The sequence below is a fragment of the Pseudomonas sp. NBRC 111124 genome (genome assembly GCF_001320245.1).
Taxonomy (GTDB): domain Bacteria; phylum Pseudomonadota; class Gammaproteobacteria; order Pseudomonadales; family Pseudomonadaceae; genus Aquipseudomonas.
The window spans coordinates 96,885-115,853 of sequence record NZ_BCBA01000018.1; the positions used below are offsets into that span (position 1 = coordinate 96,885).

Annotated in this window: 15 protein-coding genes; 4 read left to right on the top strand and 11 right to left on the bottom strand. The window is 63.7% G+C overall.

The window, feature by feature from the left end:
* The first annotated feature begins 78 nt into the window (after positions 1-78).
* Positions 79-963, top strand: a complete 885-nt coding sequence (locus tag APH28_RS09480; RefSeq protein WP_060508736.1) for a LysR substrate-binding domain-containing protein — start codon at positions 79-81, stop codon at positions 961-963.
* Positions 964-1,011: 48 nt separating this feature from the next.
* Here the strand turns inward: APH28_RS09480 and APH28_RS09485 are convergent, their stop codons facing one another.
* The 3 genes from APH28_RS09485 to APH28_RS09495 form a co-directional block, all read right to left on the bottom strand.
* Positions 1,012-1,419 carry a type II toxin-antitoxin system HicB family antitoxin gene (locus APH28_RS09485; RefSeq protein WP_060508738.1) on the bottom strand — a complete coding sequence of 136 codons (408 nt, stop codon included), beginning with the start codon at positions 1,417-1,419 and terminating at the stop codon, positions 1,012-1,014.
* A complete protein-coding gene (locus tag APH28_RS09490; RefSeq protein WP_060508739.1) occupies positions 1,416-1,643 on the bottom strand; it encodes a type II toxin-antitoxin system HicA family toxin in 228 nt (75 codons plus the stop codon). The genes APH28_RS09485 and APH28_RS09490 overlap by 4 nt, the downstream gene beginning before the upstream one ends.
* A gap of 173 nt (positions 1,644-1,816) precedes the next feature.
* The gene (locus APH28_RS09495) at positions 1,817-2,092 is read right to left on the bottom strand and encodes a metal/formaldehyde-sensitive transcriptional repressor (RefSeq protein WP_060508741.1); all 276 of its coding nucleotides are present in this window, start codon (positions 2,090-2,092) and stop codon (positions 1,817-1,819) included.
* A gap of 70 nt (positions 2,093-2,162) precedes the next feature.
* Between APH28_RS09495 and dmeF the strand changes: the two genes are divergently transcribed.
* Positions 2,163-3,104, top strand: a complete 942-nt coding sequence (gene dmeF / locus APH28_RS09500; RefSeq protein ID WP_060508744.1) for a CDF family Co(II)/Ni(II) efflux transporter DmeF — start codon at positions 2,163-2,165, stop codon at positions 3,102-3,104.
* Between the two features lie 96 nt (positions 3,105-3,200).
* Positions 3,201-3,545 carry a cupin domain-containing protein gene (locus APH28_RS09505; protein ID WP_003258412.1) on the top strand — a complete coding sequence of 115 codons (345 nt, stop codon included), beginning with the start codon at positions 3,201-3,203 and terminating at the stop codon, positions 3,543-3,545.
* Positions 3,546-3,632: 87 nt separating this feature from the next.
* On the opposite strand, the gene mmsB is transcribed toward APH28_RS09505, so the two are convergent.
* Both mmsB and APH28_RS09515 read right to left on the bottom strand, forming a co-directional pair.
* Complete coding sequence (mmsB, locus tag APH28_RS09510; RefSeq protein ID WP_060508746.1) at positions 3,633-4,523, bottom strand: 3-hydroxyisobutyrate dehydrogenase; 891 nt, start codon at positions 4,521-4,523, stop codon at positions 3,633-3,635.
* A gap of 9 nt (positions 4,524-4,532) precedes the next feature.
* Complete coding sequence (locus tag APH28_RS09515) at positions 4,533-6,059, bottom strand: CoA-acylating methylmalonate-semialdehyde dehydrogenase (RefSeq protein WP_060508748.1); 1,527 nt, start codon at positions 6,057-6,059, stop codon at positions 4,533-4,535.
* A 132-nt stretch (positions 6,060-6,191) separates the two neighbouring features.
* On the opposite strand from APH28_RS09515, the gene APH28_RS09520 reads away from it, so the two are divergent.
* Positions 6,192-7,142 (top strand): LysR family transcriptional regulator, encoded by a 951-nt coding sequence (locus APH28_RS09520; RefSeq protein ID WP_060508750.1) that lies wholly within the window; start codon positions 6,192-6,194, stop codon positions 7,140-7,142.
* A gap of 32 nt (positions 7,143-7,174) precedes the next feature.
* On the opposite strand, the gene APH28_RS09525 is transcribed toward APH28_RS09520, so the two are convergent.
* The 6 genes from APH28_RS09525 to recC all read right to left on the bottom strand — a co-directional run bounded on the left by APH28_RS09525 (position 7,175) and on the right by recC (position 18,896).
* The gene (locus APH28_RS09525; RefSeq protein WP_060508752.1) at positions 7,175-7,666 is read right to left on the bottom strand and encodes an OmpA family protein; all 492 of its coding nucleotides are present in this window, start codon (positions 7,664-7,666) and stop codon (positions 7,175-7,177) included.
* Positions 7,667-7,669: 3 nt separating this feature from the next.
* Positions 7,670-8,941: a diguanylate cyclase domain-containing protein gene (locus APH28_RS09530; RefSeq protein ID WP_060508754.1), complete on the bottom strand. Its 1,272-nt coding sequence runs from the start codon at positions 8,939-8,941 to the stop codon at positions 7,670-7,672.
* Positions 8,938-9,504 (bottom strand): YfiR family protein, encoded by a 567-nt coding sequence (locus APH28_RS09535; protein WP_060508757.1) that lies wholly within the window; start codon positions 9,502-9,504, stop codon positions 8,938-8,940. Before APH28_RS09535 ends, APH28_RS09530 begins: the two co-directional genes overlap by 4 nt.
* Positions 9,505-9,691: 187 nt before the next feature.
* Complete coding sequence (recD, locus tag APH28_RS09540; RefSeq protein ID WP_060508759.1) at positions 9,692-11,767, bottom strand: exodeoxyribonuclease V subunit alpha; 2,076 nt, start codon at positions 11,765-11,767, stop codon at positions 9,692-9,694.
* Entirely contained in the window at positions 11,764-15,435 is a 3,672-nt protein-coding gene (recB, locus tag APH28_RS09545) for an exodeoxyribonuclease V subunit beta (protein WP_060508761.1), read from the bottom strand. Before recB ends, recD begins: the two co-directional genes overlap by 4 nt.
* Positions 15,432-18,896, bottom strand: a complete 3,465-nt coding sequence (recC, locus tag APH28_RS09550) for an exodeoxyribonuclease V subunit gamma (RefSeq protein WP_060508762.1) — start codon at positions 18,894-18,896, stop codon at positions 15,432-15,434. The genes recB and recC overlap by 4 nt, the downstream gene beginning before the upstream one ends.
* Positions 18,897-18,969: the final 73 nt, after the last annotated feature.

Sequence of the window (18,969 nt, forward strand, 5' to 3'; positions counted from 1 at the left end):
GGGCGCCATCATGGCGCGCAGCGGCTGGGCTGAAAATCTGCCATATACTCAGCCAGACTCTCGCCAGGACAGAGGCAGATGCATTTCGACCTGATCGACCTCAGGCTTTTCCAGCACACCGCCGATTGCGGCAACATCACCGCCGGCGCCCGCCGCAGCCATCTGTCGCTGCCAGCGGCCAGCGCACGTATCCGCGCCATGGAGGCCTCGCTTGGCACACCTTTGCTCGAGCGCAATCGCCGCGGCGTGCAGCTAACACTCGCCGGGCAGGCGCTGTTGCAGCATGCGCGGCTGATTGGCCAGCAGGTGGAACGGCTGCAATTCGACCTGGCCCTTTATGCACGTGGCCAACAAGGGCAGGTGCGGCTGCTGTGCAACACGGCGGCGCTGACCGAATACCTGCCGGAACTGCTGGCCAGTTACCTCGCCGACAACCCTGGCATCAGTGTCGATGTGCAGGAACTGCCGAGTCTGCGCATCGTGCAAGCGATCACCCAGGGCATGGCTGACCTGGGCATCATTTCCACCGCAGCGCCCAGCGCGCACCTGCAGACCCTGCCGTTTCGCGAAGACCCGCTGGTGCTGGTGACACCGCTGGATCATCCCCTCGCCACAGAACCCGCCCCGAGCTTTGTCGACTGCCTTGCCCATGGCCATGTCGGGCTGGGGCCGAACAGCGCCCTGGCGCTTTACCTGGAGGAACAGGCCCTGCGCGAAGGCCATCGCATGCAGGTAAGGGTGCGGGCCGAAGGGTTTGACGGGGTGATCCGCATGGTCGCCGGAGGCGCCGGTATCGGCGTGGTGCCGCTGGCGTCGGTGCAGCGCTGGAAGGGCGTGTTGCCGATGCACTGGGTGGCGCTGCGAGAGGATTGGGCCAACCGGCGTTTGCTGTTGTGCGCGCGGGACTTTGCCGGGTTACCCGGCTATGCGGCGGGGTTGGTTGAGCGGTTGATTCAGGCCTGAACGTTCATCGTTGCCTGAAGGACCGCACTGACCTTGAGCCTTGAATACTCAGTTCGCGAGCGCCAGTTCTCGCAGAGCGGCCGACGCGAGAAACCCGGAACGAGAGGCGTAACGATGGTCACGCTTCACTTTTTCGTCGATCCGCTGCAGCAGGTTTTCAGGCAGTGTTGCATTGAACCGCACGGCCTTCCCCAAATACGGTGTGACATCAAAATCTACGACAGCCCAGACCCCACCTGCATAATCGGGATTCGTCACATGGACGTCGACTTCCTGCGCTTGAGGAAGCGCTTCGTTATCAGCAACCAAGCCTTCGAAATGAAGCGCCAGCGCCTCCTGAACGTTCTCCAGCGCTTGAGCGACATTCGCACCGGCAGAGAAGCAACCTGGCACATCGGGAACGGTCACACCGTAGTCCGAATCGGCGTCCTTGTGCAATACGACCGGAAATTTCATTGTGCGTCTCCACTGATGTTCGAGCTGTCGAAGCCACTGGACTGCTTCAAGCCAGCTTGCTTCAGGATGCTGTGTAGGGTGCCTTTAGGCAGATCGCTCTTGGGGTGAGGAACTGTCACCCTCCCCTTCTTGAACGGATGCCTGAACTGGTGATGACTGCCCTTCACCTCAACTTCGTACCACCCATCCGCCTCAATGAGCTGGATCACTTCACGACTGCGCATTCACCTTTCCTTCGGCAGTCGATGTGTATGATACACACCGAATTAACCAAAACGAAGCGCAGTACACACTATGCACACTTCCGGCGACCAGCGGATGGTTCAGATCGCCATGTAGGATTTGACTTACAGCCCCGTGGGAAATCTACAGTCCCACAGCATACCCCCCGGGGGTATCACTTCAGATAGGACCGCAACAACGCCGCCACCTTGTCCGCCTCATCCTGCCGTTCTTCAGCGCTCAGCCCTTCTGCCACAAGGTGTTCGCGGATGTGCCCTTCCATCACCTCGGTCATCAGCCCGTTCACCGCGCCGCGCACGGCGGCGATCTGCTGGAGGATCGCCAGGCAGTCCTTGTCCTGCTCCAGCGCGGTTTCCAGGGCGGCGGCCTGGCCTTTGATCTTGCGCACGCGGGTGAGCAGTTGTTTCTTGCTCTTGATCGTATGTGCCATTCGCTTTCACACCATGCTAGGTATACTGGGGTATAGTATATTTCTCGACTTTCCGGGAGCATGATAAACCATGGCGACACAAACCTCAGGCCGCTGGCAGCACAGCCACCAGTTCCACACCAGCAACCTCGGCGCCGAGCGCAAGACACGCCTGGCCGTGTGGCTGACGGCGATCATGATGGTGGCGGAAATCGCCGGTGGCTGGTTCTTCAACTCCATGGCGCTGCTCGCTGACGGTTGGCACATGAGCTCGCATGCCCTGGCGCTGGGCCTGTCGCTGCTGGCCTACGCTGCCGCACGTCGTTATGCCAAGGACCAGCGTTTCGCCTTCGGCACCTGGAAGATCGAGATTCTCGGCGGCTACTCCAGCGCCTTGTTGCTGCTCGGCGTGGCCGGGCTGATGGCCTTCCAGTCGGCCGAGCGCCTGCTGACACCGGGGCCGATCCACTATGACGAGGCGATCTTCATTGCCGTGATCGGCCTGGCCGTGAACCTGGTCTGCGCCTGGCTGCTGCGCGATGATCACGACCATCATCACCATGACCATCATCACCATGACCATCATCACGACCACGGCCATCATCACCACGACTTGAACCTGCGCTCGGCCTACCTGCACGTGATCGCCGACGCTGCTACCTCGGTGCTGGCGATCGTCGCCCTGCTGGCCGGCAAGTTCTGGGGCGCAAGCTGGCTCGACCCGGTAATGGGCCTGGTCGGTGCGGTGCTGGTGGCGCTCTGGGCCCGCGGCCTGCTGCGCGATACCGGCCGCGTTTTGCTGGATGCCGAGATGGATGCGCCAGTGGTCGAGGAAATCCGCGAGGTAGTCGCTGAACTGCCGGTGCCCGCCACCATCACCGACCTGCACGTGTGGCGCGTGGGCAAGGACCAGTACGCCTGCATCCTCAGCCTGGCCACCCAGGCCGTATTGAGCGCCGACAGCGTGCGCCAGGCCTTGAGCGTGCACGAGGAGCTGGCCCACATCACCGTCGAGGTCAATGCCCTGGGATAGCGCGGGCAGGCACCTGGACGTCGAGCCCAGGCAACTGCAGCTTGGCGGATGGCCCTATGGTGACGGGTCATTCAGCCAGTCACCAGGAGTTGTGCCATGTCCGATTTCATCACCGTCCTGCGCGAAACCTGCCCGACGCCGGTCGTGGACGCCACCAAGTGGAAGCGCATCGGCGGCGATCCGCACACCGTCAACCTCAACGCCTACCTGTCGGCCGACGGCAGCAAGATCATGGGCACCTGGATCTGCACCCCGGGCAAGTTCGAGGTCAACTACGAGAAGTGGGAGTTCTGCCACTTCCTCGATGGCTACTGCATCATCACCCCGGAAGGCGAAGAGCCGAAGCACCTGAAAGCGGGTGATGTGTTCGTGATCGAACCGGGGATGAAAGGTACCTGGGAAGTGGTCGAGACAGTGCGCAAGTACTTCGTCTTCGCCTGATAAAAAACATCGCGGGGCAAGTGGCCCTCCCTCTGGTGCGCAGTTACAGAGGGAAGGCCGCCCGGCCCGCGATGAAGTCCTCGCTCGTCAATCCTTCTTGCGGTACCCCTCGACGATCGCCGAGAAGTCCTTTCCGCCTTCACCGCGCAGGCTCATCGCCTGATACAGCTGCTGGGCCACGGCACCGAGGATCACCGGCTGGTGCGCCTGGCGTGCGGCTTCAGTAGCCAGCCCTAGATCCTTGAGCATCAGTTCGGCGCCAAACCCCCCGGTATACCCCCGCGAGGCAGGTGCAGTCTCGATGATGCCCGGCCACGGGTTGTAGGTATCGGAGCTCCAGCAACGCCCGGTCGAGCTGTTGATGATCCCCGCCAGCACCTTGGTGTCGATGCCCAGCGCGTTGCCCAGAGCCATGGCCTCGGACACGCCGATCATCGAGATGCCCAGCAGCAGGTTGTTGCAGATCTTGGCGATCTGCCCGGTACCCACTTCACCGCAGTGCACGATGTTGCGGCCCATCTGCTCCAGCACCGGCTTGAAGGTGGCAAACAGCTCGTCGCTGGCACCGACCATGAAGGTCAGTGTGCCCGCCGCTGCGCCGCCGGTACCACCGGACACTGGCGCATCGCCCATGTCCACACCCTTGGCCGCAGCGGCCTTGGACACTTCACGCGCGGTCTGCGGGTCGATGGTGCTGCAGTCCAGTGTCGGCGTGCCTGGTCGGATACCGGCCAGCACACCCTCGTCTTCGTTGAGGTACACGGCGCGCACATGAGCCGCCGCCGGTAGCATGGTGATCACCAGTTCGCTACTGGCGGCCGCGTCCTTTGGCGAGGCGCTGACCTGGCCGCCCAGTTCGGCGAGCTCGGCCAGCACGGTCTTGTTCAGGTCGAACAGGTTCAGCTGGTGCCCGGCCTTGATCAGGTTGCGGGCCATGGGCGCGCCCATGTTGCCGAGACCGATGAATGCGATACGCATGATTTCTCCTTAGCGCAGGCTGATGGTGGTGTTCACACCGTCGTTGACGCTGTCGTCATCGAACCAACGGGCGGTGACGGTCTTGGTCTGAGTGTAGAACTGCACCACTTGCTTGCCGTACGGACCGAGGTCGCCGAGCTTGGAGCCGCGCGAGCCGGTGAAGCTGAAGAACGGTACCGGTACCGGGATCGGGATGTTGATGCCCACCTGGCCGACGTCGATCTCGCTCTGGAACTTGCGTGCCGCTGCGCCGCTCTGGGTGAACAGGCCAGTGCCGTTGCCGAACGGGTTGGCGTTGACCAAGGCAATGGCTTCGTCGAGGGTGTCGACTTCGAGGGTCACCAGCACCGGGCCGAAGATTTCCTGGGTGTACACCTGCATGTCGGTCTTTACCCCGGAGAACAGGGTCGGGCCGACGAAGTTGCCTTGCTCGTAGCCTGGCACCGTCACGCCACGGCCATCAAGTTCGAGTTTGGCGCCTTCCTTGATGCCGCTTTCGATCAGGCCCAGCACTCGCTCCTTGGCGCGCTTGGAAACCACCGGGCCGACATCGGTACCTGGCTCGCAACCGGCGTTGACCTTGAGCTTGCTGGCCGCCTCCTTGATGTCCGGCAGCCAGTCACGTGCCTTGCCCACCAGCACCGCCACCGAGGTGGCCATGCAGCGCTGGCCTGCCGCGCCGAAGGCAGCACCGACCAAGGCATTGACGGTTTGCGTGCGGTTGGCGTCAGGCAGCACCACGGCGTGGTTCTTGGCCCCCATCATCGACTGCACGCGCTTGCCGTGCTGGCTGGCCAGGTTGTACACGTGGGTGCCCACCTCAGTGGAGCCGACGAAGGAAATCGCCTTGATGTCCTGGTGGGTGCAGATCGCATCCACCACCTGCTTGCCGCCATGCACCACGTTGAGCACACCCGCCGGCACACCGGCTTCCAGCGCCAGCTCGACCAACAGCATGGTCGACAGCGGGTCCTGCTCGGAAGGCTTGAGGACGAAGGTGTTGCCGCAGACGATGGCCATCGGGAACATCCACAGCGGGATCATCGCCGGGAAGTTGAACGGGGTGATGCCGGCGCACACGCCGATCGGCTGACGCAGGGTATAGGTGTCCACCCCACCGGCGACGTTCTCGGCAAACTCGCCCATTTGCAGGGTACCGATGGAGGCCGCATGCTCGACCACTTCCAGGCCGCGGAAGATATCGCCTTCGGCGTCGGCAAGGGTCTTGCCCTGCTCAGCGCTGAGCACCTGGGCGATGCGCTTGGTGTGTTCGCGGATCAGCGCCTGCAGCTTGAGCATGATGCGCATGCGTGCACCGATCGGGGTGTCACGCCAGGTCTTGAAGGCGCGCTGGCCCGCAGCTACGGCGGCATCCACTTCTTCGACGGTAGCGAACGGTACCCGCGCCAGCACCTCTTGGGTGGCCGGGTTGACGATGTCGCGCCATTCGCTGGTTTTCGACTCGACCCACTGGCCGTCGATCAGCAGCTTGACCTGTTCGACCTTGGTCTTGTCAGGGGATTGTGGTGCGTTCATCTGCGTTCTCCTTGGAATTATTGTCAGGACGAGATCGCCAGCGCCGGGCAAACGCGGGGTGGCGCCTTGGGGCTTTTTTCGAGTATAGATGTGCAAACATCCAACAAGAACGCACAAAAAAACCGGATCAACATGCAAAAAGACCTGACCTCCCTCAGTTCGCTGAACTGGGACGACCTGAAGTTCTTCCTTGAAGTTGCGCGCACGCGCAAGGCCAGCAGCGCGGCCAAACGCCTGGCCGTCGACTACACCACGGTGTCGCGGCGCATCAGTTCGCTGGAGGGGGCACTGGGCACGCTGCTGTTCGAGAAGTCACGCACCAACGGCTTCGTCCTGACTGCCGAGGGGCAACGCCTGCTGGGCTACGCGGAGTCGATCGAGAGCACCTTGCACATGGCTTGCGAACAGGTCTCAGGCTCCGGCGTAGCGCTGTCGGGGCATGTGCGCATGGGTTGCACCGAGGGCTTTGGCAGCTTTTTCGTCACCCCGCAGCTGAGCCATTTCGTCGATGCCTACCCGGCGATTTCGGTGGATATCCTGCCGTTGCCGCACTTCATCAGCCTGTCCAAGCGCGAGGCAGACATCGTCATCGCCCTGGAGCGACCGGAGCATGGGCCTTACGTATGCTGCAAGCTGTGCGACTACCGGCTGCGGCTGTATGCGACCCAGGACTACCTCGACAGCCATGCGCCAATCCGCCAAGTCAGCGACCTGGTGAGCCACCCGTTTATCAGCTATGTGGACGACTTGGCATTCAGTTCGGAGCTGCTGTACCTGGCCAACCTGATACCCAATGCCAATGCGCATTTGCGCAGCACCAGCGTGATTGCGCAGTACACAGCGGCGTTGCAGGGGCGTGGGTTGGCGATACTGCCGTGCTTTCTGGCGGCGCAGGATGCGCGACTGGTGACGGTGCTGCCGGAGGAGATCGAAGTGACGCGGCAATTCTGGATGTATTGCCGGGAGGACTTGAGGAAGTTGAAGCGGATTACCCTGTTGTGGGACTACATCCGCGGAGTGACAGAGGCGAATGCGCCATTGTTGATGGGAGCGACGCGGGAGGTGCGCTTTACTCAGGATTGATGGGGGCGCATCGCGCCCCAAACGCATCACACTCAGTAAGACGCCACCACAATCGACACCCGCCGGTTTTCGGTCCGCCCAGCACTGGTGCGGTTGTCTGCGACCGGTTGCGTGCTGCCCAGCCCACGGGTACGAATGTTCTGCGCCAGCATGCCAACGTCCGTCAACGCCTTGGCCACACTCTGTGCACGCCGCTCGGACAACTGCTGGTTGTACGCCGCCTTGCCCGAAGCATCGGCATGGCCATCGATCCGCACGCCCTGAATGCCCACGCTCAGCAACGCCTTGCCGATCCGCTCGACAATCGCCTGGCTCTCGCCATTGAGGCTGTCCAGGTCGCTGCCGAACAGTACCTTGCCCGACAGGTCGAACGACCAACCCTCGTCGGTGGGGGCAAAGCCTTCACGCTCGAGCACGGCAATCTGCTCGGCGGTCAGCCCCTTGGGCGGTGTGCTCTGGCATCCTGCCAACGCCAGCAAGGCCAGCAATATCACGACGAATGAAAAACGCAAACGCTGTATCACGGTTCAACTCCTGTTCCTGAAATCGGCGGCGGACCGCTCCGTCTGCGCCGCTTGCCACTGGCCACGGCGCTTGCGCTTGGCCTGGTACATCGCCGCATCCGCGGCATTGAGGAGGCTGGCAGGGTCACTGCCGTCATCCGGGTAATAGGCAATGCCGACGCTCAACGACGTGGTGAGGCTCTCGCCGCCATCGAGCAACATCGGCAGCTGCATGCTGGCAATGATCTTCTCGGCGATGCGCTCGGCGTCTTCGCGCGAATGCAGCGGGGTCAGCAGCACGGCGAACTCGTCACCGCCCAGGCGGGCCACCAGGTCGTGCTCGCGCAGCTGCGCACGCACACGGTCGGCGACGTTGATCAGCACTTCGTCGCCCACGGCATGGCCGCGGCTGTCGTTGATCTGCTTGAAGTGGTCACTGTCGAGGAACAGCAACGCCAAGTGGTCCTGCTGCCGTGCGGCATTGCGCAGGCTGCGGCTGAGGCGGCCCTCGAAAAACGCGCGGTTGGGCAGGCCGGTGAGGCTGTCATGGCTGGCCTGGTGCGCCAGGGTGGCGTTCTCGCTCTGCAGGTGGCTGTGCCAGACCTCCAGTTCGTCGAGCAATGCGTTGAAGTCATTGCCCAACTCGTTGAGCTCGGCAATAGCTGCTTCCGGCACTCGGCGGTCGAAGCTGCGTTCGCGACGGGCAGCGTGGGCGACGCTGGCCAGGGCGCGCAGTGGGCGGACGATGTCGACGAGCAGGCGCCGCGACAGGTACAAGGCGACGAAGGCACTGAGGATCATGCAGAACAGGATGCCAGCCAAACCGCTGAGCAGGAACAGCAGCAGGCTGCGGCCCTGGCCGATCAGCTCGATATGCCCGACCTTCTGTTGCTGGTGCATGATCGGCAGATTGATCGGCTCATCCAGCAAGGCCGTCGCCACCTGTGACTCCAGGTGCCCAAGCACGCCCTCATCGTTGCGCCGCCAATGCGCCAGCTGTTCGCCATCGTTGTTGAAGACCTTGGCATCAGCCACTTCTTCGGTCCCGGCGATCAGCTCCAGCGCCTCATTGGCCGCAGCGCTGTCATCGAACACCACGGCGGCTTCCACGGTGTAGTTGATCGAGCGAGCAATCAGATGCAGGTTGTGGTTGGCATAGACGCGCAAGGCCAGCACGCCGAGCAGAGTCAGCGAGATACCGACCAGGCCCACCGCCAGCAGGGCCACGCTAAGGTGGCCGCGGCCTAGCACCGAGCGCAGGGTCGGGCGCACGTCGCGCTTCTTGCCGGCCTTCATGGCACCGCTCCGCGACGCCGTGACAGCTGCAACACGCTTGGGTGGATTCGCACGCCTGAGCGCGTCACCGAGTCCAGGTTGACCTCGAAGGCGACCTGCTGATCGCTAACACGCAGGCAGAACAGGCTACCGACCGTGCACGGGTCGTCTGCTTCGCTGATGCTCAGTACGGGGTGGCCACTGACAGCCTGAAACAGACGGTCACGCTGGGCGTCGTCGAGCTTGCCGATGTACACGGCGTCACAGGCTTGTGCGACGCGCCGGTCGTCGGCCAGCAGGCGACGTACCTGCAAGGGCTGCCCGGAATTCTGCATGTTGCCTTTGATCAGGTCGTCGGCGTATTCGGTGGGGCCTACCAGGCACAGGCGCAAAGGCACAGGCTCGGTCGGCCAGCGAGCATAGCTGAGGATACCCAGCACCACCTGGGTCACCGCCTTGGCGCGCTGCTGAGCCTGTGCGGAGGTGGCCGAACCGTCCGCCTGGGCAGGGCTGGCCAACAGCGACAGGGCAACTAGCAGCAGCGAAAGCGCAAAGCCTGTCAACCGCTCCCTGGCCGCTGTCATGTGAGAATTCTCTCAAAATCCTGTCTGAAGTCGGCGCAACGATAGCACAACGCTGGCTCTCTGTAGGAGCGGCCTTGCGTCGCGAAAGGGCTGCGAAGCGGCCCCAGGGTTTCAGCTTCGCAGCAGAAATTGCCGGGGCCGCCTTGCGGCCCTTTCGCGACGCAAGGCCGCTCCTACAACAACTGCGTCAGACCTGCTCGAGCATCAGGCCGGAAATACGCCGTACCTTGCGCAGCACCGCTTCCTCGAAAATCCCCTGGCGTGGCTCGACCAGGCTGAAGCAATGCTTGGCCCGGGTGATGCCGGTATACACCAGCTCCTTGGTCAGCACCGGGTTGAGCGCATCCGGCAGCACCAGCGCGGTGTGGCTGAACTCGGAGCCTTGGGACTTGTGCACGGTCATGGCGTAGACGGTTTGCACCTCGTTGAGACGGCTGGGCAGGACAAAGCGCACCCCACCACTGCCATCGTTACGCGGGAAGGCCACACGCAGCAGCGCTTCGCCGTGCTCGTCCGGTAGGCGCAGGGCGATGCCGATGTCGCCGTTCATCAAGCCAAGCCCGTAGTCGTTGCGCGTCACCAGCACCGGGCGACCTTCATACCAGGGCTGTTGGCTGTCGATCAGCCCGGCATTATGCAGCACACGCGCCACCCGCTCGTTTAGGCCTTCCACCCCCCAGGCCCCCTTGCGCACGGCGCACAGCAGCTGGAAGTCCTCAAAACTGTGCAGCACCTTGGCGGCCCACTGCTCCCAACGCGGATCGTCGAATGCGCTGCCCGGTGCCGGGCGATAGCGGCCAATGGCACGCAGGTAGCTGCGATACCCCTGAGGCCCTTCGTTACCACGGTTGAGGCCGTCGAGGATCAGGCGATCGAAGGCCCGGTCCTGTTCACCGCGCAGCGCCAGGCCAAACACGTCCGCTGGCGGCAGGCTCAGCAGGTCACGTGCCGCCTGGGCTTCCTGGCGGTTGACCAGGCGCGCCAGCTGGCCGATGCCGCTGCCTTCGCCAAAGCGCCGCGAGAAACGCAGCATCACCACCTGCTGGGCCAACGGATTGCGTTGCGCATCGCCGGGTTTCAGGCCGCTGGCCGCCAGCGACTGGCCGCCGATCTGCTCCAGCCAGGCTTGGGTCGCAGGCGAGTAGCAGCCTTCTTCAGCATCCCGGCACAGGTCGCCGAGCACCGCGCCGGCCTCGACCGAGGCCAGTTGGTCCTTGTCCCCCAGCAGAATCAGGCGCGCCTTGGGCGGCAAGGCCTCGAGCAGGTTGGCCATCATCTCCAGGTCGATCATCGATGCCTCGTCGACCACCAGCACATCCAGGGGCAGCGGATTGCCGGCGTGGTGGCGGAAGTGCCGCGAGCCCGGGCGACTGCCGAGCAGGCGGTGCACGGTGCTGACGTCGGTGGGGATCTGCGCGCGCACATCGGCGCTCACCTGCAACCGTTCAACCTGCTGGCCGATCGACTCGGTCAGCCGCGCGGCAGCCTTGCCGGTCGGTGCTGCCAGGCGAATGCGCAACGGCCTGCCCTGCTCCACCGCAGGCGCCTGCAGCAGCGCCAGCAAGCGCACCACGGTGGTGGTCTTGCCGGTACCAGGGCCACCAGTGATGATGCTGAAGCCTGCACGGGTGGCCAGGGCGCAGGCCAGTTTCTGCCAGTCCACTTGACCGGCCATGGCGCCTTCGTCGAACAGCTGCGCCAGGCGCGCCGGCAGGTCGGCGGGGGCCGCTTCGTGCTGGCTCAGGCGCTGGCGCAGGGTCTGGTCGATCTGCCGTTCGTAACTCCAGTAGCGGCGCAGGTACAGGCGCTGGCCGCTGAACACCAGTGGGCGTGATTCCTGGCCCGGCGTATTGCCTGCTGCCACCAGCGGGCTGGCGGCAATGCGTTGCAGCCAGGTCGGCAAGTCGAGGTTGGCCAGCAGTTGCGAGGGCAGGAGCAACGGGCCGGTCAGGGCATCGCCTTCCGGCGGCAGCGACAGCGCGAAATCCGGCTCGGCGAGGGTCTGTTGCAGATCGAGGCATACATGCCCGTGGCCCAGCTGGTGGCTGGCCAGTGCCGCCGCCAGCAATAGCAACGGGTCACTGCCTGGGGCACGCTCTTCTAGAAAGCTGACGAATGCCCGGTCGAGCGCACGCAGCCAGCCACGCTCCACCCAGCGATCGAGCAACTGCAGCAGGTCTGCACTGTTGTGCTGCGGGGCCAGGGCCAGCAGATGCTCGGCGTGCAGCGGCGTAGGCAAGAGATCGTCGAGGGTGCGGCTCATGTCACGGCTCCGGCAAACAGGTCCTGCTGCTCGGGTGCGTGCACGCCACGGAACAGCGCATCGAGGGCCTCGATCAGCTCGCGTGGCGGCTTGGCGAAGTACACACCGTGGCCACTGCTGCTGGCACCGCGCAGGAAGATGAACAAGGCACCGCCGACATGGCGGTCGTAATCGTAATCAGGCAGCCGTGCGCGCAGCTGGCGGTGCAGCGCCAGCAGGTAAAGCACGTACTGCAGGTCGTAGCGGTGCTCGAGGATGGCTTTTTCCATGGCCTGGGTGTCGTAGGCCTGGATATCCGGGCCAAGCCAGTTGGACTTGTAATCCGCCACGTAATAGCGCCCGTCGAGCTCGTAGGCCAGGTCGATGAAACCTTTGAACATGCCATTGAGCAAGGTCGGTTGCGCGGCCGGGCGACCAATGCCTGGGTGGGTATGCCGGGCCACCAGGCGGTCGAGTTGCTCGGCGTCGACATTGTGGCTGGCGAACCAGAACTCCATTTCGATCTGGTAATGCTGCAACTGCGCGAGCGTCAGCTGGGCAGCGCCGGCCGGCAGGGGCTCGTTGAGCAAACGCTGCAGCCACTGGCTGAGTGTCGGAATCCAGCCGGCCCAGTCGCGGCGGTTGCAACGCTGGCCGACGGTACGCTCGATGAGCTTGGCGTTGCCGGCAACTTCGCCAAAGCCTTCGCGACCGGCCCACTCCAGCAACCCGTGCAGGAAGGTGCCCGGGTTGGGGCCGCGGGGGAAGCGATGGATGTCGCCGCCGTCGGCGGGTACCTCACGGATCAGTTGGGTATCGGCCACTTCGTCATCGAACAGCTGCTGAGCTTGTGAACTGTCAGCGCCAAGGGTCTGCTCGCCGACGCGCAGGGCACTGTAGGACGCGATCCACCAATGCTCGGCGGCAGCCCGGCGTGGCTTGCGCGCGGGTAACAGCTCGCGCTCGGCCTGGGACGCACGATAGTGCTCATCGCCAGCTTCCGGCAGTGCCGGGCAGGCAATATCCGCGCAACCTTGCAGCAAACCCTGCAGCCACGCCTTCAAGTGCTCCGAGCTCGGCAGTGCCAGGCCGCCACCGAGCAGGTAGCCGAGCGCCGAGCGGTGCAGCTGCGAGCTCTTCTGATTGCCGCGTTTGAGGTCGGCGACCCCCAGCCAGCAGGCGTGCTGGGCACGGGTCAGGGCTACATAGAGCAGGCGCAGGTCTTCAGCCAACCGCTCTTCGTCAGCAAGGGCAATTTGCGCTGCGTCGGGGCTCAGTGTGAGTTGTGCGTTGCCCAGACTGTCGTGCCAGGCCAGCGGCAGGCGGCTGCCGTCCACTGGCTTGCTGGTGCAGATGAACGGCAGGTAGACCAAGGGGTATTCCAGGCCCTTGGACTTGTGGATCGTCACCACCTTGACTAACTGCTCATCGCTCTCCAGGCGCAGGATCTGCTCCTCACCCGCTTGCCCGGAGGTGGCCAGGTGCTCGGCCAGGTGGCGAATCAGCGCCTGTTCTCCGTCCAGCTCGGCGGCCGCCTGCTGCAGCAGCTCGGCCAGGTGCAGCAGGTTGGTCAGCACACGTTCGCCGTCGGTTCGGCCAAGCAGCGTGCGCGGCAGCTCGAAGTCATGCAACAGGTGCCGCAACATCGGCAGCACACCCTGACGCTGCCAGATTTCGCGGTAGCGACGAAAGCGCATGACCCAGCCTTCCCATACCCGCTCGTCCTGGTTCAGTTGATCAAGCGCTGGCAGCGACAGTTCCAGGGTCAGGCTGGCCAGTGCGGCCTTGAGCAAGCGCTCGGAGTCCGGTTCGGCGCAGGCTTTGAGCCAGGCCAGCAAGTCATGCGCCTCTTGGGCGGCGAAGACCGAATCCTTGTCGGAAAGGTACACGCTGCGCACATTGCGGGCGGCCAGCTCACTGCGCACCAGCTGCGCTTCATGGCCATCACGCACCAGGATGGCGATGTCAGAAGGCAGGCACGGGCGCAGCTCGCCTTGGCCATCACTGAAGCCGGTGACACCGCGCTGGCCACCATTCAACACGGCAACGATATGGCTCGCGCAACTGGCGGCCAACTGCTGCCGGTAGAGCGTGCTGGATACCGGTTCTTCGCTTTCCAGCTGCCAGCACTGCAGCGCCGCACACCCTTCACCATCAATCAACAGGCGTTCGCTGCGGCCCTTGGCGCGGACCTCGACGAACGGCAGCGGGTTATCGTCGGCCTCGCGGAACAGGAAGGCGCCCTTGCCCTGCTCACGGGCTTCAGCCTGCAGGAATACCCGGTTGACCGCGGCGACCATCGCCTCGCTGGAGCGGTAGTTGGTGTCCAGACTGTGCAGGCGCCCGGCGGTAGCGCGCCGGGCCGACAGGTAGGTGTAGATGTCGGCGCCTCGGAAGGCGTAGATCGCCTGCTTGGGGTCACCGATCATGAACAGGCCGGTTTCCCGGTTGTTCTCGCTGATGCGGTAGATGCTTTCGAAGATGCCGTACTGGACCGGGTCGGTGTCCTGGAATTCGTCGATCAACGCCACCGGGAACTGCTCGCGGATCAACCCGGCCAGGCGTTCACCGGACTCTGCGCCCAACGCATGTTGCAGGCGCAGCAGCATATCGTCGAAGCCCATTTCGGCACGTCGGCGTTTTTCCACTTCGAAGCGCGCCGCAACCCAGGCCGCTGCGTGCTCGAGCAAGCGCGCTTCCGGGCTGACCAGGGCTTGCAGCTGTTGCTGCAGCTTGTGCATGGCATGCAGGCCCGGATGCTCGGGCGGATCACCGGCTTTCCAGGCTTCGGCCATCCCGGCCGGGGTCAGGCGGGTAAAGCCGGTACCCAGGTCGAGCTCCATCTCTTGTTCATCACCGGCCCAGGTACGCAGCTTCTCGAACCAGGGCTCGAAGTAGCGTGCCTGCAGTTTGCGGCCATCGGCCTGCTTCGCGGCGACGGCGTCACGACAAATCTGCTGCAGCTCGTCCGCCCATTGCGCCCAGGGCGCCTTGAGTTGGCGCAACTGCTCGACCCGCTGTTGTAGCGCGGCATCGATCAGCGCTTGCGGTTCTGCGTCGTCTTGCGGTGCACGCACGCGGCCGAACAACGGTCGGATGCGCGGCAGCAGGGCGTCGGGGCTGACCCAATGGCTGCGCACCCAGTTCAGCGCTTCGCCGTGCATGCCATAGCAGAAGCGCCGCCAGTAATCGCGCATGACCTGGCCAAGCAGGTCGCTGTGGTCGGTTTCCAGGCTCTGGGTAAACAGGCTGCCGCTGTCGAAAGCATGCTCACGGAGCATGCGCTGGCACCAGCCATGGATGGTCGACACCGCCGCTTCGTCCATCCACTGCACCGCGACTTCCAGGCGATTGGCACAACGTGGCCAGTGTTCTTCGGCGTAGTCGTCACGCAGCTGGTGCAGCAGCGGGTCTCCACCTTCCAACTCGCGGCGGAAAAAGCGCGCGGCCTCGGCCAGGCGGGCGCGGATACGCTCACGCAGCTCTTTGGTGGCGGCATCGGTGAAGGTCACCACAAGGATCTGCGGCGGCAGCAGTTCGCGGCCAAAGCCTTGCTCCCCGCCATGGCCGAGGATCAGGCGCAGGTACAGCGCAGAAATAGTGAACGTCTTGCCCGTGCCGGCGCTGGCTTCGATCAGCTGGCTGCCATGCAGGGGAAAACTCAGTGCCAGGGGGCGGGCCTGGGTCATGCTTCACGCTCCGGATTGCTCTGAGCCTGCCAGGCGGCGCTGAACAGAGGGCGGTACAAGGTTTCACACCAACCTTCAAAGGTTTCGTCGGCGCTGAGCGCGGCGAAATCGCGGAACTGCCGGGCCAGGGCAACACTTTCGCTGCGTTCGCCGAAACTGGTACGGCCATCCCCCTCGTAGGCACGGGTAGCGGCAGCCAGGGCCTTGTCCGGATCGTCCTGAGCCAACCAGGCAAAGGCAGTCTTGGCGGCAACAGGCAGCGGAGCATTCATTGCGGCCTGACGCGCGACTAGCAGGTGCCCCAGTTGTTCACCCGCCTGAGCCTGCGGCAAGGGCCCGAGCAGCAAGGTGACGTCACTGGCCAGCAGTGCAGTGTGCAGTGGATAACCGGCGGCGCAGGCCGCCAAGTGCATCACCCAACTGGCGATCAGGCGGTGCCACTTGAGGTTGTTGCGCCCGGCACTGATAGTGTTGGGAACCGTAGTGATGCTTAGCAGGCTTTGATCATCGCCCTGATAGACGCGGCCCAGCCAGCCTTCTAGACGGTGGTTGCCGTGCTCGAAGTGAATGGGCAGCGCGCCGTCGACCACCGTGGGCCAGCGCTGCAGCAATTGACGATGACGTTGCAGCAGATCGGGCAATGGCTGGATCAGTTCGGCCTGCAACAACTCACCGAAACCTGCCAGGGGCAGCATGCCGCAGGCTTGCAGGCGGCGGGCCTGGGCCTGCAGCGCACGTTCGGCATTGTCAGGGTCGCCCAGGGCGGCACCCAGTAGGCTTTCGCTGGCGCTGTAGCGCTGCAAGGCATCAAGCACGAACGGCTCTTCGTCTGGTGTGGGCGCTTCCAAGGCTTCGAAGAACACTTTCAGTCGCTGGCTAAAGAAATGCCGGACGGGGTGACGCAAGAAGTCCTGCAGTTGGGTCAGCGTCAGCGCTTCATCACTGACATACGGTGGCAGGCCGAGGGCGGGCTGCTTCTCGTCAGTGGTCTGCTGGTGCAGCAATTGCCACTCATGGGCATAGCTGAACAATGCACTGCCCTTCTGGAAATAGCGCGCACTGAATGGCTGCAACGGGTGCTCCTGGGTCAAGGCGTGCAGCAGCTGCTGGCCGTCGGTATCGCCCTTCAGGCGCCAACCGGCAGCCAAGTGATCGCGCAACTGGCCGATCAATACCGAGGCCGGTCGCTCACTGTTGTCACGGATGCTGCGGCCAACCCAGCTGATGTAGAGCTGGTCTCGTGCCGACAGCAGCGCTTCGAGCAACAGGTAACGGTCGTCTTCGCGGCGTGAGCGGTCGCCGGGGCGGTAGTCGCTGGCCATCAGGTCGAAGTCCAGCGGCGGCTGGGCGCGCGGATAGTCGCCGTCGTTCATGCCCAGCAGGCACACCACACGGAAAGGAATCGCCCGCATGGGCATCAAGGTGCAGAAATTCACCGAGCCGGCGAGAAAACGCTGGGACAACTTGCCTTCGTCGAGGCCAGACAGCCACGCCTCGCGGATGACCGTAAGTGGTAATTGGTCTTGCAGGTTAACGGTCTCGCAGACTTCCAGCCAGCTGTCACGCAGCTCCTGCAATTGCATCAAAAGAAATTCGTCGTGCTCTTCCTCGGCCAGGAAAAACACTTGCAGCAACGCGTTGAGGCGTTCGCCCCACTCGCTGGCGGTGGCAGGTTGGGACAAGGCCTGATTGGCCACATCGAGGGCATCGAGCAACGCAACCAGCGGGCCGATCAAGGCAGCATCCAGACCGCCGATTTCATCATAGGGCTCGATGCCGTCACAGCCTTCTCCCACACCCACGGCGTAACCCAGCAGCATGCGCCGCAGGCCGAAGCGCCAACTGTTCTGCTCAAGGCCCTGGGGCAACCCAAGGGTGGCCCGCTGATCGGCGTTCAGCCCCCAACGGATGCCCGCGCCCTCAATCCAGCGGTGCAGGGTAGGCAGGTCACTTTCGCGGATACCGAAACGTGCGCGTACTGCAGGGACGTCGAGCAGGTCGAGCACTTCGCTGACGGCGAAGCGGCTATCCGGCAGTTTGAGCAGGTGTTCCAGGGCAATCAGCAGGGGATCGCGACCACGCTGGCCTTGGTCGGTCAGGGTGAACGGAATGTAGCGCGGGTCGTTGCGCTGCAGTTGGCCGAACACCGCACGGATATGGGGGGCGTAGGTATCGATTGCCGGGAGCATGACGATGACGTCACGCGGGCGCAGGGTGGAGTCGGCGCTGAAGCGAGCGAGAAGCTGGTCATGCAGGATTTCCACTTCGCGCTGTGGGCTGTGTGCCACGTGACAGCGCACGGACCGGTCCTTGACCAGGTCGACCTCCGGCCAGCGTTCGCGGGTTTCTGCCAGTGGACGCAACTCAAGGATATCGTCCTGCAGCTGGTTCAGTAGCGTAGTGGGCTGGCCGTCACTGAACAGGTCAATTCGGCCGTCGCTGAATACGCCTTGATAGCTGCCAGGGTCGTCGTAACTGTCCAGCAGGTTGATGTAATCGCGGCCTTGTTTGCCCCATGCAGCCAACAGCGGGTGGGCGTGCTGATGCAGTGACTCGTCGTCTAACTGCAGGGGCATGCCTTGCTTGCGCTGCTGGCGCTTGTACTGGTGACGCAGCAGGTCCTTGTCGGCAACGATGTCAGCCCAATGGTGACGGCAAGGATTGTGAACGCAGAGCAGCACCTGGCTGAAACGGGACAACCCCGCCAGTGCCTCTAATGCTTGGGCAGGCAGTGAAGAAATACCGAACACGATCACCCGCGCAGGCAGCCCGTGAGGTGCTGTTTCCAGGCTATTGATGCGTTCGATGAAGCGCTGGTGCACCCCTGCCCGGCTCTGCGCCATGCCTTGTTCACCCACATCTTCGAGCAACGCTCGCCACAGTTCAGCCTGCCAGCGGTTGCTCGGAGCGAGCGGCTTGCGCTCGCCACGGGCGGTACGGAGGATGTGCTCGCCGGCGGCCCAATCCTTGAGCCAGTCAGCGCGATAAACCTGGTATTGGTCGAACAGGTCGGCCAGACGTTCGGCCAGCTGATAGCGCTTGCGCAGGTCACTGTCATCGGTCAGAAAGCGGCGCAACGGTTCGAAATGCGGGCGCTCGATCAAAGCAGGCAGCAGGCGCATCAGACGCCAGGTCAGCGGTGCCTTGTCGAGCAGGGAAACTTCAGGGATCTCGTCGCGCCCTAGCACCTTGCGATACAGCTGCCACATGAAGCTGCCGGGCAGTTGCACATCGATGGCGGCAGCAATACCGCAGCCTCCCATGTCATCGTCCAGCGGGTCCTCGGCAAGGGCCAGTTTGAGCCACTGGGCAATGCCATTGCTCTGTACCAGGGCAATTTCGTTTTCCAGCGGTGCCAGCGGATAGCGGCGCATCCAACTCACTACCAGGCTGCGCAGGTCGTCCAGACGGTTGCCGTGGACGATCATGAAACCAGGTTGCAAGGAGAGGGTGCTGGGCATGGAAAAGTCCCTGGGAGAAGAATGTGGAACGATATCACGGCTGGCTGCCAGGCCTGGCCAATGTAAACGCCAG

Bases quoted from the DNA above. Each gene is read 5' to 3' on its own strand.
- APH28_RS09505 (WP_003258412.1), top strand. From the start codon at position 3,201: ATGTCCGATTTCATCACCGTCCTGCGCGAAACCTGCCCGACGCCGGTC.
- recC (WP_060508762.1), bottom strand. From the start codon at position 18,896: ATGCCCAGCACCCTCTCCTTGCAACCTGGTTTCATGATCGTCCACGGC.
- APH28_RS09515 (WP_060508748.1), bottom strand. From the start codon at position 6,059: ATGAACGCACCACAATCCCCTGACAAGACCAAGGTCGAACAGGTCAAG.
- APH28_RS09530 (WP_060508754.1), bottom strand. From the start codon at position 8,941: ATGAAGGCCGGCAAGAAGCGCGACGTGCGCCCGACCCTGCGCTCGGTG.
- APH28_RS09535 (WP_060508757.1), bottom strand. From the start codon at position 9,504: ATGACAGCGGCCAGGGAGCGGTTGACAGGCTTTGCGCTTTCGCTGCTG.
- mmsB (WP_060508746.1), bottom strand. From the start codon at position 4,523: ATGCGTATCGCATTCATCGGTCTCGGCAACATGGGCGCGCCCATGGCC.
- APH28_RS09520 (WP_060508750.1), top strand. From the start codon at position 6,192: ATGCAAAAAGACCTGACCTCCCTCAGTTCGCTGAACTGGGACGACCTG.
- recB (WP_060508761.1), bottom strand. From the start codon at position 15,435: ATGACCCAGGCCCGCCCCCTGGCACTGAGTTTTCCCCTGCATGGCAGC.
- dmeF (WP_060508744.1), top strand. From the start codon at position 2,163: ATGGCGACACAAACCTCAGGCCGCTGGCAGCACAGCCACCAGTTCCAC.
- APH28_RS09495 (WP_060508741.1), bottom strand. From the start codon at position 2,092: ATGGCACATACGATCAAGAGCAAGAAACAACTGCTCACCCGCGTGCGC.
- recD (WP_060508759.1), bottom strand. From the start codon at position 11,767: ATGAGCCGCACCCTCGACGATCTCTTGCCTACGCCGCTGCACGCCGAG.
- APH28_RS09490 (WP_060508739.1), bottom strand. From the start codon at position 1,643: ATGCGCAGTCGTGAAGTGATCCAGCTCATTGAGGCGGATGGGTGGTAC.
- APH28_RS09480 (WP_060508736.1), top strand. From the start codon at position 79: ATGCATTTCGACCTGATCGACCTCAGGCTTTTCCAGCACACCGCCGAT.
- APH28_RS09485 (WP_060508738.1), bottom strand. From the start codon at position 1,419: ATGAAATTTCCGGTCGTATTGCACAAGGACGCCGATTCGGACTACGGT.